Here is a 13,580-nt window from a genome sequence, read left to right as displayed (position 1 = left end):
ACCTCACGCAAGAAGCAACCACGCGACCCCGGCCTTGGCCGGGGTCGTTGCGTTTGGTTGGGCGTTTCAGGCAGAGCTATCGGAGGACACCCTCATCCTTGAGCAACTTGAAGATCTCTTCGGCACCCTGCTCCGGCGTCACATCGGTCAACACCTGGCCTCCAGCGCCTTCGGCCTTGGCCGCAGCGGCCTTGAAGCGGTCCCGAGCCGATGCCGCCTTGACGATCTTGAGCCGCTTGGGGCGCTTGCGCGCCGGCGCCACATTCCATTCCGGCGGGGCCTCGTCCCACTCGACCGCTGCCGGCTCGGCCTCGATCTCACCTCGCTGGGCCGGGCCGAAAGCGCTCTGGCGCGCCGCCGAGGCGGCAGCGTCAACGGTCACGATGGCCGGCAGCCTCACCTGGAGCCGGCGGCGTTGCCCGCGGGGCAGAGCCTGGAGTAGCGTGGCCACGCCATGTTCGATCTTTTCCACATCGGCCAGGCCGTTGACCAGCGGCCAGCCTAAGCGTTCGGCGAGCAGGTAGGGCAACAGCCCGGATCCCTCTCCCCGCTCAGCACGCTCGCCAGCGATCACCAGTTGCGGCCGTGCCTCATTCAGCTTATCCGCCAGGGCGGGGATCACATCGGCGCCCTGCGGCTGCTCGACCAGGGTCATGGCGGGAAAGCCCATGCCCAGATAGCCGCGTATAGCACTCTCGCTCTCTTCGTCGAACCCCCCGGCGTGCAGCAGCGTGATGCGCGCCCTGTCGAGCGACAGGGCCAGTTCCACGCCACGGGCATCCTGATCGGCACGCCGGGCGCGTCCGGTCACGGGGTGGCGGCCGACGGAGACCAGCACCGCCACCTCGAGCGCACCATCTCGTTGAGCACCAGTAGCTTGTGTGCCTGTCTTTTGTGCTCCAGGTACCTGGGTGTCAGGCCGCATCGCGCTTCTCCTCTCGTTGCCGCTGCACCATCTCGACCAGTGCCGCGAGTATGCTCGCCGAGTCGCCAATCACCGCCAGATCGGCGCGCTTGATCATGTCGCATCCCGGATCGAGATTGATGGCCACCACCTTGTCGCAGCTCTGAATGCCTTGAAGGTGCTGGATGGCCCCGCTGATGCCCACCGCCACATAGACCCGCGCGGTAACCCAGGTCCCGGTGGCACCCACCTGGCGGTGGCGCGGCATGAAGCCGTCGTCCACCGCCACCCGCGAGGCACCCTCGGTCGCGCCCAGCGCCTTGGCGGCTTGATGGAAGCCTTCCCAGTCCTTGACGCCGTTGCCGGCGGAGAGAATGAACTCGGCTTCGGCCAGGGCCACGCCGGCCGGGTCGACGGCCACCTGGCCCAGGTCGTCGATGCGGCCCAGCAGCGGAGGCAGCGATTGAGACAAGGCCAGCGGCTGCACCGCATGACGAGTCTCGGAAACGGGCTCGGCGCATTCAGCCAACGCCAGTACGACACGCGGCAGGGCACGCTGGATATCGGTGGTGCCAGCGGCACCCCGCCCGGTGCAACGCCAGCCCAGCGCACAAGCATCGTCCTGCTCGATCTGCCAGACGCCGGTGGCAGGCCGCTCCCGCAAGCGGGCGGCCAAGCGCCGCCCCAGGTCGGCACCGCCCAGCTTGGAGTCGGGCAACAGCCAGTGACGCGGGGAGAACTCGCCGTCAACGGCGGTAAGGGCCGCCAGGCGGGCCTCCGGCGCGTAGCCGTCGAAATCATCGCCGCCCAGTGCGATCAGCCGGTCGATGCCAGCCTCGCTGAAACCTTCACGCACTTTCAGCTCGCCGAAGCCTTCGCCACTGCCAAAGACCACGGCCAGCACGGCACCCGGCCGCTCGCCATCGGCATCGGCCAATTGCCGGGCCAGGCCCAACAGGTCGCGGTCGTGGCTGGAGAGGCGCCCACCGGGCATGTCCGGTACCACCGCGACCAGGAAAGCCGGGGCCTCGATAGTGACCTGCCGACGTTCTTCGGCGGCCGACTTGTGACCGGCGCCGGCTCCGCGTCCCGCCACGGCAGCCTGCTGAACACCGCTACGGTCAATGCGCTTGATCCCGTTGGGTCCGACGAAGCCCACCGCATGGGGATTCTTGCGGATCACCCCATTGGGGCCCATCCACTCGGTCGCTGCGGCACCTTCGCCAAGCTCCGCCAGCACGCTCAAGTGGTCGGGATGCAGGCGATTGCGGGCGATCCATTCCTTGCGCGGATCGCGGCGGATGATCTCGCTCATGGTGTCACCTCCTTCACCACCGGCCGGGCCTCGGCGACAGGCTGCGGGGTACGAGTGCTATCGTTACCGTCACCGGAGTCAGCGGAGCGCTCCATCAGGGCATCGGCCACCAGCTCGGCGATGTCGCGCACTTCGGCAGTGGCATCGACCACCCCCTCGAGCATGGCGGTACACTGCGGGCAGCCCACTGCGACCAGCTCGGCACCAGTCTCCTTGACGTCATTCATGCGCATGTCGGGAATTCGCTGCTTGCCGGGGATGTCGGTAATTGGCGCACCGCCGCCACCGCCGCAGCAGCGCGAGCGGAACCCTGAACGCTGCATCTCGGCCACTTCGATGCCTAGTGCCTTGAGCACGTTGCGTGGAGCTTCGTATTCGCCATTGTAGCGACCCAGGTAACAGGGATCGTGATAGGTAACCGAGCCCCCCTTCCAGGGCGCGAAGTGCAGCCGCCCAGCCTCATACAGTTCGGCAATGTAGGTGCTGTGATGGAATACGGCATACACGCCGCCCAGCGTACCGTACTCATTGCCGAGCACATGGAAGCTGTGCGGGTCGCAGGTGACGATACGCTGGAAGCGGTACTTGCCCAGGGTGGCAATGTTGCGCTTGGCGAGCGACTGGAAGGTCGCCTCGTCGCCCAGGCGGCGCGCCACGTCTCCGCTGTCACGTTCCTCGTTACCGAGCACGGCGAAGTCGACGCCGGCCGCACGCAGGATCTTCACCAGGGCTCTCAGTGTGCGCTGGTTACGCATGTCGAAGACCCCGTCACCCAGCCACAGCAGCACCTCGGCCTCCCCTACGTCACGCATCAGGGGCAGGTTGAGGTCCGCGGCCCAGTGCATGCGCGAACCGGGATCGAAGCCGCCGGGGTTGTCGGTGGCGATCAGGTTGTCGAGGACCTCGGCGCCTTTGCCCGGCGTATTGCCATGCTCCAGGGTCAGGAAGCGACGCATGTCGACGATTGCATCGACGTGCTCGATCATCATCGGGCACTCCTCGACGCAGGCACGACATGTGGTGCACGACCACAGCGTCTCGGCATCGACCAAGGCAGTGCCTTCGCGAGCCACGATGGGCCCATGCGGATGGCCGCGGTGCTCGCCAATGGGCTTGTCGGGGTAGGGGCTACCGGCATAGTGGGCATCGCTGCCGCCGGCCATGCCGACGACCATGTCCTGAATCAGCTTCTTGGGGTTGAGCGGCTGACCGGCGGCGAAAGCCGGGCACATCGCCTCGCAGCGCCCGCATTGCACGCAGGCGTCGAAGCCGAGCAACTGGTTCCAGGTGAAGTCGCTGGGCGTCTCGACACCCAAGGGGGCCTTGGAATCGTCCAGGTTCAGTGCCTTGAGACCGGTGGAGCGGTTGCCTTCACCCCCTTTCGTGGAAAAACGCTCGGGGCGGCGATGGAAAGCCAGATGCAGGGCGCCGGCGAAGGCGTGCTTCATCGGCCCGCCCCAGGTCATGCCGAAGAACATCTCACCCAGCCCCCACACCAGCACCGCGGACAGTGCCAGGGCGAGGATCCAGTTGCCCGCTCCGGCAGGCAGAATGTCCAGCGTCGGCAGGGTGATCAGGAACACGCTCAGCGAGAACGCCATCAGGCTCTTCGGCAGACGCATCCAGGGTCCCTTGGAGAGCCGCGCCGGCGGGTTACGCCGTCGTTTGGCAACGAACAGGCTACCGACGAACATGGCGGCACTGGCCGCCAACAGCGGCCAGCCGAGCACTCCCTGCGCCAGCCCAAGGCCATGCACCAGGATCATTAGTACGGCCGCCGCGACGAAACCGCCAGCGGTGGCCACGTGGGTGTTGGACATTACCTTGTCGCGCGCCACCACATGATGCAGGTCCACTAGGTAGCGCCGCGGCATGGCGGCGAGCCCGCGCAGCAGGTCGACCCGAGCGGGCCGCCCCCGGCGCCACAGGCGAATGCGCCGCACGGCGCCGATCACGGCCAGCGCCAGGGCGGAGAAGATCAGTATCGGCAGGAGGGTGTCGAGCATGGTGCTCACCTCGTCTCATAAGCCGTTGGCTTTGGCGTTGTCGTTGGCTTCGGGGTTGTACCGGCGACAACAGAGGCCGGCACCGTGAAAGCGTCATGAGCGACGGCCAGGCTAGGCGAAGTTCGGCGAGTCAGCGGAGTGGACTGCTTGCTCCATGAGCATGACGAGCCGAACTTCAACAACGCCTGGCCGAGCGCAATAGCTTTCAGAGGTCTTTACACAGCCGCAGGGCGTCATAAATGGCCGCATGCGTATTGCGCGGCGCGGTGCAGTCACCCAGACGGAACAGCAGGTAGCCGTCGCCTTCCTCGGCGAGACAGGGCTGCGCCTTGGCGGCGTAGAGCGCCTCGAGATCCACCTGGCCACGGTTGCGCGAACGCTCCTTCAGCGCGTAGTAGAGCGCCTCGTCCGGGCGTACGCCGTTCTCCACCACCACCTGGTCGACCACCCGCTCCTCCAGGGCGCCGGTGTACTCGTTCTCGAGCACCGCCACCAGGCTGCCGCCCTCGCGGTAGACCTTGTGCAGCATCAGGTCGGAGGTCATGATCACCTCCTTCTCGTAGAGACTGCGGTAATAGGTCGGGAAGGTGGTGCCACCCACCGCCGCACCCGGCTTGATGTCGTCGGTGACGATCTCGACCTTGGCCCCCTTGTCGGCGAGATAGTCCGCCGTCGAGACCCCCGAGAACTCGCAGATGGCGTCAAAGATCAGTACGTTCTTGCCCGGAGCGACCTTGCCGGAGAGTACGTCCCAGGTGCTGACCACCAAGCTCTCTTCGGGATTCTCCGAGTAGCCCCACTCCGGATACTGACTGAGGAAGGGCTGGCCGCCGGTGGCCAGCACCACGACATCGGGACGCAGGTCTTCGATGGAGGCCTCGTCGGCACGCGTGCCCAGGCGTAGGTCGACGTTCAGGCGCGCCAGCTCGAGTTGGTACCAGCGGGTGATACCGGCGATCTGGTCGCGCTGCGGCGCCTGGGCGGCGATGGTGATCTGCCCACCGAGCTGCTCCGCGGCCTCGAACAGGGTCACCTCGTGGTCACGCTCGGCGGCAACGCGGGCCGCCTCCATGCCGCCGGGGCCGCCACCGACCACGACCACGCGACGCTTCGGCCCCTCGGACTTCTCGATGATATGCGGCAGGCCCATGTACTCGCGGGCGGTCGCAGCGTTCTGGATACACAGCACGTCGAGGCCCTGATACTGGCGGTCGATGCAGTAATTGGCGCCCACGCACTGCTTGATCTGGTCGACCTGGCCCATCTTGATCTTGGCGATCAGGTGCGGGTCGGCGATGTGTGCCCGGGTCATGCCCACCAGGTCGACGTAGCCTCCTTCGAGGATACGCTGGGCCTGGTTGGGATCCTTGATGTTCTGAGCGTGGATCACCGGCACGCTGACCACTTCCTTGATGCCCGCCGCCAGGTGCAGGAAGGGCTCCGGCGGGAAGGACATGTTGGGAATGACGTTGGCCAGGGAGTTGTGGGTATCGCAGCCGGAGCCGATCACGCCGAAGAAATCCACCATGCCGGTGGCATCGTAGTAGGCGGCGATCTGCTTCATGTCGTCGTGGGAGAGACCGTCCGGGTGGAACTCGTCGCCGCAGATGCGCATGCCGACGACGAAGTCCTCGCCCACCTCGGCGCGCACCGCCTTGAGCACCTCCATACCGAAGCGCATGCGGTTCTCGAAGCTGCCGCCCCATTGATCCTCGCGTTTGTTGACCCGCGGGCTCCAGAACTGATCGATCAGGTGCTGGTGCACGGCGGAGAGTTCGACGCCGTCGAGCCCCCCTTCCTTAGCCCGGCGGGCCGCCTGGGCGAAGTCGCCGACGATGCGCCAGATCTCCTCCTCCTCGATGGTCTTGCAGGTGGAGCGGTGCACCGGCTCGCGGATGCCGGAGGGCGAAAGCAGAGTCGTCCAGTTATAGCCATCCCAGCGCGAACGCCGCCCCATGTGGGTAATCTGGATCATGATCTTGCCGCCATGCTTGTGCACGGCATCGGCGAGATTCTGGAAGTGCGGAATGATGCGGTCGGTGGAGAGGTTCACCGAGCTCCACCAGGCCTGAGGGCTGTCGATGGAGACGACGGAGGAGCCGCCGCAGATGCACAGACCGCAGCCGCCCTTGGCCTTCTCCTCGTAGTACTTGACGTAGCGCGCGGTGGTCATGCCGCCGTCGGTGGCATGCACCTCGGCGTGGGCGGTGCTGACCACGCGGTTGCGGATGGTCAGCTTGCCGATTTCGATCGGCTGGAAGATCGCTTCGAATGCCATGGAAACCTCCTCAACCCCAGGTGTCGGGCAACGGCTTGACGATGAAGATGCCCACGTCGCAGCCAGGCTCGGCAGCGCTCTGGGTCTGCTCGGCAACGGTGCGCAGGCTACTGCCGCGAGCGGCGAGAATCTGGTCCATGGCCCCGGCGAACCAGCCGGTGAACATGTACTCCTCCTTGTGCCCCGTCTTGCCGAGCTGGTAGACGAAAGCGCTGTGCTCCAGGCGTACCCGAGCGCTACCGGCATCAAGGTCGATGTTTTCGGTCACGAACTTGCCCCAGCCGCGCTGGGAAAGCCGCCGCATGTAGTGCTCGAACACCTCGACGCCTTCCAAGCCGTGCAATTCGGCCTCCTTCTCGCACCAGTGCCAGGCACTCTTGTAGCCGGCGCGGTAGAGAATCTCGGCATACTTATCCACACCCAGCGCTTCGGCGACAGCCGTGTGGTTGTTGATAAAGAAGTGCCGAGGCACGTAAAGCATCGGCAGGGCGTCGGTGGTCCACACGCCGGTTTCGCTATCCACCTCGATGGGCAGCTCAGGGGCCAGTTTGGTCACGGTCTTTTTCCTCGAAATCGTTGTTATGCAAGGTGAGCGGCGCCGGGGATAGGTCGTAGAGGGGGTCTTTTGCCATGGATGGCAAAAGTAGCGCCCAAGGAAGGGTTTACAGCGCCCCCTCATAGACCTATCGCCGGTTGAGCCGCGTCTTCGGGCCGGCGCTCCTCGCTTACTCAGCCGCTATCGTCAGACACCCCAAACGTCTTTCAATATGCGCACCCAGTTTTCGCCCATGATCTTGCGCACCTGGGGCTCGCTGAAGCCGCGGCGCAGCAGCGCCTCGGTGAGATTAGGGAACTCACCGATGGTGCGGATGCCCTCGGGATTGATGATCTTGCCGAAGCTGGTCAGGCGGCGGGCGTAGCCCTTGTCGTGGGTCAGCCACTCGAAGAAGTCCTTGCCGTGGCCTTGGGTGAAGTCGGTGCCGATGCCGATGGCGTCCTCACCGACGATGTTCATCACGTACTCGATGGCCTCGACGTAGTCATCGACGGTGGCGTCGATGCCGGCGCGCAGGAAGGGGGTGAACATGGTCACGCCGACGAAACCGCCGTGCTCGGCGATGAAGCGCAGCTCCTCGTCAGACTTGTTGCGCGGATGCTCCTTGAGACCGGATGGCAGGCAGTGGGAATAGCAGACCGGTTTCTTCGACTCCAGGATGACCTCCTCGGAGGTCTTGGAACCGACATGGGAGAGGTCGCACATGATGCCCACGCGGTTCATCTCGGCGACGATTTCGCGACCGAAACCGGACAGGCCACCGTCACGCTCGTAGCAACCGGTGCCTACCAGGTTCTGGGTGTTGTAGCACATCTGTACGATGCCGACGCCAAGCTGCTTGAAGATCTCGACATAGCCGATCTGGTCCTCGAAGGCGTGGGCGTTCTGGAAGCCGTAGATGATGCCGGTCTTGCCCTCTTCCTTGGCCCGGGTGATGTCAGCGGTAGTGCGCACCGGGCGCACCAGGTCGCTGCACTCGGCCATCAACTGATTCGATTTGACGATGTTGTCGACGGTGGCCTGGAAACCCTCCCACACCGAGACGGTGCAGTTGGCGGCGGTAAGTCCGCCGCGGCGCATGTCCTCGAACAGCTCGCGGTTCCACTTGGCGATAATCAGGCCGTCGATGACGATGGCATCGTCGTGCAGGTCTTGGGCAGTCATGGGGCGTGCTCCAGATCGGGTTGGCTTGACGGCAGCATAGCGCCGGCCAGGCGTACCCCGACTTCTGGAAGCGACGACGATAATTCCAAAAGCGTCATCTCTGTCGTGACTGCGACGAGCGGCACCGTCCAGCAGCACCGTATCACCAGTGGCCACGTAGGGAATGCGAGCACGAAGAACCCGTCTCCCGCTTCAGCGGGAGGCTGCAACACCAACGGGGAAGTTGAGGAATGGCTCGCGGCGCATGGCCACGAGCCATTGTAGGTTCAGATCAATGGTCCAGGCGTACGCTGGCGTAGGTCGGTTCACCACGAGCGTTGTCGAGTGCTACCAGCGCAGCGGAAATGGGCTGCTCCGGAATGGGTTGCAGTTCGAGCGGTTGCTGCAGCAGGAGGCCCTGAGACGGCTGCTCAGGAAGCACCGGGGTGCGCAGCGGGCTCATACCCAGCCGCTCTTCCCGCGGCGGCAGACCGAAGAACTCCCGGTAGCACTTCGAAAAGTGCGGGGTGGAGACGAAACCGCAGGCCGAGGCCACTTCGATGATCGACATCGAGGTCTGCTTGAGTAGCTGACGCGCCCGGGTAAGCCGCAGCTTGAGGTAGTAGCGCGAAGGCGAACAGTTCAGATACTTCTGGAACAGCCGCTCGAGCTGGCGCCGCGAAACATCGACATAATCGGCCAGTTCCTCAAGCCCGATGGGTTCCTCCAGGTTAGCCTCCATCAACGCGACGATCTCCAGCAGCTTGGGCTGGGTGGTACCCAGCACATGCTTGAGCGGTATCCGCTGATGGTCGTTCTCGCCGCGCATGCGGTCGCAGATGAACATCTCGGAGATGCCCGCCGAAAGCTCGCGGCCATGTTCCCGCCCGATCAGGGTCAATATCATGTCCAGCGGCGCGGTGCCACCGGAAGCAGTGGCCCGGTCGCGGTCGATGGAGAACAGCCGCGTGGTGAGCACGGCGCGGGGGAACGACTCGCGCATCGCCGCCAGACACTCCCAGTGCACGCTGGTTTCATAGCCGTCCAACAGCCCCGCCTTGGCCAGCGCCCAACTGCCGGTGCAGATACCGCCCAGCCGGCGTGACAGGCGGGCCTGGGACTGCAGCCAGCTGATATGTTCGCGCTGTACGGCACGCGCCGGTCCCACACCACCGCAGACGATGACCATGTCCAGCGCCAGCGGCATGGTGATGGCGCCATCCGGCGTGACCCGCAGCCCATCGCTGGCCGAGATGGGACCACCGTCCACGCTCAGCGTGAACCAGCGATACAGTTCGCGCCCGGCCAGTTGGTTGGCCATGCGCAGCGGTTCGATGGCCGAGGCCAGCGAGAACAGAGTGAAGTTGTCCAGCAGCAGGAAGCCCAGCGTCTGGGGAACCGGTTCCTTGTACGTGGCCATACTCAATTACTCCGATGCCGTAAGTCGTTATGGTTATCGGCATTTGTTGCTGTCAGGGTCCGGGGGCGGCGCCTCGAATGTCGCGATCAGGCAAGCCTGCTCCTTACAATATTCCAAGATGTCGCTCCGGGATACGTTAAAAATCGGTCATTCACGGAAAAGCTGCTAGATGAGCGGCCTTCCGATGTCGCAACCGGGATTGCTGTAGGTCGCCTGCAGGCAAGTCACGATAACCACAGGCCGAACAGGAATCCACTTGACGTGCCTTTGGGGAGAGGCTAAATTCGAACCAAGCAAGTGGTCTGACCATCAGAGCATATGACCACACCTATCACTGACCGAGCCCATGCCCTATGAAGATCGAGCCTCTCGAAAAAAAGAGCCTTAGCGATGATGTCGTTGCCAAGATCAAGGCTTTGATCGTGAGTGGCGAACTCAAGGAGGGCGACAGAATTCCAGGCGAGAGGGAGTTATGCGATCAGTTTGGCGTCAGCCGAGCCTCGGTGCGTGAAGGCCTGAAGATCCTTTCGCTGCAGGGCCTGCTACGAAGAACCAACGCCGGAACTGTCATCACTGCCAATTTCACCTCCATCCTCGAAGAGACGCTGGCGCTGAAAATCCTGCTGGACGATTGCAGCTACGAAGACATTACCGAAGCGCGTCTCTTTCTCGAAAAGACCATGGTCAGCCTGGCAGCCAAGAGAATCGAGCAGAAAGACATCGATATTATGGCCCGCCAGCTCGGACTGATGATCGAGGCGGAGAGGGCAGACAACAACGATGATTACATACTGGCCGATATCGCTTTCCACCAGCAGATCGCCAAAGCCTCTAGGAGCAGAGTGCTGGCGAGCCTCTACAACTCCATTATAACGCTCGTGTTTCGAGCCCAGAAGAGCGTCGGGTATGACAAACCCGTCATGAAAGAATCGATTAAGTTTCACCGCAACATCCTGGAAGCGCTCAAGAACAGCGACGCGGAACTCTCGGAAAAAGAGATGCAATCACACTTGCTTGACGTGCAGGAGCGCATCAATCACTTGATCGGAAAAGATATTATAAAATCAGGAGTATAAACAATGTATGTTCGTTACAACTACAATAATGAAGCACATGAAGGTTTCGTGGATGGCGACTCGATACGGCACCTTAATGGCACCATGTTCAAGCATGATGGCCTAGGTGAAGCGCACACTGAGCTCGCATCCGTTGACCTATTGCCACCATGCAAGCCAAGCAAAGTCGTTTGCGTGGGCCTCAACTATCGCGACCACGCGATGGAGATGAACGAAACCCTACCGAAATCGCCACTGCTCTTCCTCAAGCCATCCACCAGCGTAATCGCCCATGGCGACAATATCGTAGCGCCCAAAGATGCGGGGCGGCTGGATTACGAAGCCGAGCTTGCCATTGTAATCGGCAAGGAGACCAAAAATATTCCAACCTCCGACGCTACCCAGGCGATATTTGGTTATACCTGTGCCAATGATTTTACGGCACGTGCCATCCAGCTTTCCGACAAACAGTGGACACGAGGAAAGTCCTTCGACACCTTCTGTCCTCTGGGGCCTGGCATTGTAAAGCGAGTCAACCATGACGACGCGCGGATCACACTCATGGTCAACGGAGAGTTGAGGCAAGAATCCAATATCAATATGTTCATTTTCAACGTCCCTGAAGTCGTAAGTTATATTTCAAGACATATGACGCTATTACCGGGTGATGTCATACTGACAGGAACACCCCATGGCGTAGGGCCTGTCAATCATGGTGACGTAATGACTGTCTCGATTGACGGTATCGGCAGTCTTAGCAATACGCTTCAAATCGTATAAAACGTTAAGTGCTTAGAAATAAAAACAAGCGGGCCTAAAGGCCCGAGGGCAGTCTGCGGCCTGCTCAAGGGAGACGACAGTGAAATATAATATACTTATGACCGATACAATCTTCCCCGACACATCTATCGAAAAGGAGTGTTTTTCTCGGGAGGGCATGGCGTTCACGCTAAGCCCAGCCAGTGATACCGAGACACTAGTGGAGAATGGCTTGGAGGCGGATGCGCTCCTGGTCGTATACGCCCCCGTCACAGCGGAAGTCATCGAACGCTTGCCACGCTGCAAGGTGATCGTCCGGGCCGGCATCGGCTTCAACAATGTCGACCTGGAGGCCGCATCTCGACGGGGCATCATGGTGGCCAACGTTCCCGACTACTGTCATGACGAAGTGGCAGATCATACCTTCGCGCTGCTGCTTTCCCTCTCTAGGAAAATCCGCTTTCTGCACGAGCAGGTTCGGCAGGGAGCGTGGGATGCCAACCTGGCCAAATCGGCTCCACGACTCAGGAACAAAACCCTGGGCCTGCTGGGATGTGGCGCCATAGGCCTGGAGGTCGCCAAGCGGGCGTCGGCCTTCGGCTTGCGTGTGGTGGGGTACGATCCTTATGCCGCCGCCAGCGACCTCATGCGGCACGATATCCATAAGGTGGAGAACTTCAATGAATTTCTGAAGTGTATCGATTTCCTTTCGCTGCACCTGCCACTGATGAATGAAACCCGACACATTATCGCTCGCTCCGCGCTGAGTAGAATGAAGCCGACTGCTCTTATCATCAACACCTCAAGAGGTGGATTGATAAACGAAGAGGACCTTTACTCAGCCTTGAGAAATAAAACCATTGCCGGTGCCGCTCTTGACGTTCTCGAAGTCGAGCCTCCTCAAGGCATCCCCCAACTGGCGAAGCTGGAGAATACGCTCATTACACCGCATACCGCCTTCCTCTCAGAGAGCTCCGTGGCCGAGCTCCGCAAGAAGGCATCCTTGGAAATCATTCGCACGTTGAAGGAGGGAAGTCCCAGACACCAAATTAATTGACAACGTTTAGCCAAGTATTCAACCGAATTAAAGCAATTCTTACAAGTACAAAGGTGACACTATGGACTCGCGAAACCTCAAGCGCGCAGGATGTCTATTGGTGGTTAGTTTACTCTCCAGCCTGGTCTCCATGGGCACGCTTGCGCAATCTACGATCAATATCAAGCTGGCGCACAACGGCAACACCAACCCCAACGATCCTCAAAACGTCGGCGTTCAGGCCTTCAAGGAGATGGTAGAGGAGCGCTCGGACGGCACGTTGAGCGTACAGATCTATCCCGCCGGCCAGCTCGGCGACGCTCGTACCATCGTCGAGGGCATCCAGTTAGGCACTATCGAGATGGCAGATGTGGAAAACGGCCCAATGGGCCGATTCGTACCCGAAGCCATGCTCTGGGATTTGCCTTTTATCTTCCGCAATATCGAACACGCCCATAAGGTACTCGACGGTGAGATAGGCCAGGCCGTTCAGGCCAAATATCCCAGTGTCGGGATACGGCATTTGGCCTATAACGACGGAGGCTTTCGTTATTTCACAAATAACGAACGCCCCATCAACACCATGGCAGACCTGGAGGGACTCAAGATCCGCGTCATGGAAAGCGAGGTCATGATCGATACGCTCAATGCCTTCGGTGCCTCAGCGGTTCCCATGTCGTTCGGCGAACTCTACACAGCGCTGCAGCAGGGGGTCGTCGACGGCCAGGAAAACCCCATGAATCACATCTACAGCCAGCGATTCTACGAAGTGCAGGATTACCTTTCGCTTAGTGGACACTTCTACTATCCGCGGCAGTACATTGCTGGTGAGTCTTGGTGGCAAAGCCTGAGCGAAGAGCATCAGGAAATCCTGTCACAAGCAGCCATCGAGGCGAGCCATATCCAGCGCTCGGCACTGGCGGACTACGAGGTCGAGATGCGCCGGGTATTGGAAGAGAATGGTATGAGCATCAACGAAGTAAGCAAGGATGAGTTCATTCAAGCTGGCTTGCGAAAAATCTATCCCAGCTACTACGAAACGCTGGGTGGAGGAGATGCGGCTGTCGGGGAATCTCTCGTCCAGGCCATAATGGACGTCGAGTGAGAG

11 protein-coding genes are annotated in these 13,580 nt (G+C 61.5%); 4 read left to right on the top strand and 7 right to left on the bottom strand.

What is annotated here, in order from left to right:
• Window positions 1-76: 76 nt before the first annotated feature.
• The 7 genes from etfB to gbdR form a co-directional block, all read right to left on the bottom strand.
• Window positions 77-925 (bottom strand): electron transfer flavoprotein subunit beta, encoded by an 849-nt coding sequence (gene etfB, locus HOP51_RS01405; protein WP_234272154.1) that lies wholly within the window; start codon window positions 923-925, stop codon window positions 77-79.
• On the bottom strand, window positions 915-2,219 hold the full coding sequence (gene etfA / locus HOP51_RS01400) for an electron transfer flavoprotein subunit alpha (RefSeq protein ID WP_234272153.1): 1,305 nt from the start codon (window positions 2,217-2,219) through the stop codon (window positions 915-917). The genes etfB and etfA overlap by 11 nt, the downstream gene beginning before the upstream one ends.
• Window positions 2,216-4,225, bottom strand: a complete 2,010-nt coding sequence (locus HOP51_RS01395; RefSeq protein ID WP_234272152.1) for a (Fe-S)-binding protein — start codon at window positions 4,223-4,225, stop codon at window positions 2,216-2,218. The genes etfA and HOP51_RS01395 overlap by 4 nt, the downstream gene beginning before the upstream one ends.
• A gap of 205 nt (window positions 4,226-4,430) precedes the next feature.
• On the bottom strand, window positions 4,431-6,503 hold the full coding sequence (gene dgcA / locus HOP51_RS01390; protein WP_234272151.1) for a dimethylglycine demethylation protein DgcA: 2,073 nt from the start codon (window positions 6,501-6,503) through the stop codon (window positions 4,431-4,433).
• A 10-nt stretch (window positions 6,504-6,513) separates the two neighbouring features.
• Complete coding sequence (locus HOP51_RS01385) at window positions 6,514-7,059, bottom strand: DUF5943 domain-containing protein (protein WP_234272150.1); 546 nt, start codon at window positions 7,057-7,059, stop codon at window positions 6,514-6,516.
• Between the two features lie 186 nt (window positions 7,060-7,245).
• Window positions 7,246-8,223, bottom strand: a complete 978-nt coding sequence (locus HOP51_RS01380) for a dipeptidase (protein ID WP_234272149.1) — start codon at window positions 8,221-8,223, stop codon at window positions 7,246-7,248.
• Window positions 8,224-8,494: 271 nt separating this feature from the next.
• A complete protein-coding gene (gene gbdR / locus HOP51_RS01375) occupies window positions 8,495-9,622 on the bottom strand; it encodes a choline metabolism transcriptional regulator GbdR (RefSeq protein ID WP_234272148.1) in 1,128 nt (375 codons plus the stop codon).
• Between the two features lie 353 nt (window positions 9,623-9,975).
• Here gbdR and HOP51_RS01370 point away from each other — a divergent pair, with 353 nt between their 5' ends.
• The 4 genes from HOP51_RS01370 to HOP51_RS01355 all read left to right on the top strand — a co-directional run bounded on the left by HOP51_RS01370 (window position 9,976) and on the right by HOP51_RS01355 (window position 13,577).
• Window positions 9,976-10,698: a FadR/GntR family transcriptional regulator gene (locus tag HOP51_RS01370; protein WP_234272147.1), complete on the top strand. Its 723-nt coding sequence runs from the start codon at window positions 9,976-9,978 to the stop codon at window positions 10,696-10,698.
• Window positions 10,699-10,701: 3 nt separating this feature from the next.
• A complete protein-coding gene (locus HOP51_RS01365) occupies window positions 10,702-11,457 on the top strand; it encodes a fumarylacetoacetate hydrolase family protein (protein ID WP_234272146.1) in 756 nt (251 codons plus the stop codon).
• A 79-nt stretch (window positions 11,458-11,536) separates the two neighbouring features.
• Window positions 11,537-12,493, top strand: coding sequence for a C-terminal binding protein (locus HOP51_RS01360; RefSeq protein WP_234272145.1), 957 nt, complete (start codon window positions 11,537-11,539; stop codon window positions 12,491-12,493).
• A gap of 61 nt (window positions 12,494-12,554) precedes the next feature.
• Complete coding sequence (locus tag HOP51_RS01355; protein ID WP_234272144.1) at window positions 12,555-13,577, top strand: TRAP transporter substrate-binding protein; 1,023 nt, start codon at window positions 12,555-12,557, stop codon at window positions 13,575-13,577.
• Window positions 13,578-13,580: the final 3 nt, after the last annotated feature.

Origin of the sequence: Billgrantia zhangzhouensis (genome assembly GCF_021404465.1) — a bacterium.
Lineage (GTDB): Bacteria > Pseudomonadota > Gammaproteobacteria > Pseudomonadales > Halomonadaceae > Halomonas > Halomonas zhangzhouensis.
The sequence above is the reverse complement of the archived record's forward strand: the minus strand, read 5'-3'. Positions and strand labels throughout refer to the sequence as shown.

Excerpts from the sequence above, each read along its gene's own strand:
- etfB (WP_234272154.1), bottom strand. The coding sequence starts at position 925 with ATGCGGCCTGACACCCAGGTACCTGGAGCACAAAAGACAGGCACACAA.
- etfA (WP_234272153.1), bottom strand. The coding sequence starts at position 2,219 with ATGAGCGAGATCATCCGCCGCGATCCGCGCAAGGAATGGATCGCCCGC.
- HOP51_RS01395 (WP_234272152.1), bottom strand. The coding sequence starts at position 4,225 with ATGCTCGACACCCTCCTGCCGATACTGATCTTCTCCGCCCTGGCGCTG.
- dgcA (WP_234272151.1), bottom strand. The coding sequence starts at position 6,503 with ATGGCATTCGAAGCGATCTTCCAGCCGATCGAAATCGGCAAGCTGACC.
- HOP51_RS01380 (WP_234272149.1), bottom strand. The coding sequence starts at position 8,223 with ATGACTGCCCAAGACCTGCACGACGATGCCATCGTCATCGACGGCCTG.
- gbdR (WP_234272148.1), bottom strand. The coding sequence starts at position 9,622 with ATGGCCACGTACAAGGAACCGGTTCCCCAGACGCTGGGCTTCCTGCTG.
- HOP51_RS01370 (WP_234272147.1), top strand. The coding sequence starts at position 9,976 with ATGAAGATCGAGCCTCTCGAAAAAAAGAGCCTTAGCGATGATGTCGTT.
- HOP51_RS01365 (WP_234272146.1), top strand. The coding sequence starts at position 10,702 with ATGTATGTTCGTTACAACTACAATAATGAAGCACATGAAGGTTTCGTG.
- HOP51_RS01355 (WP_234272144.1), top strand. The coding sequence starts at position 12,555 with ATGGACTCGCGAAACCTCAAGCGCGCAGGATGTCTATTGGTGGTTAGT.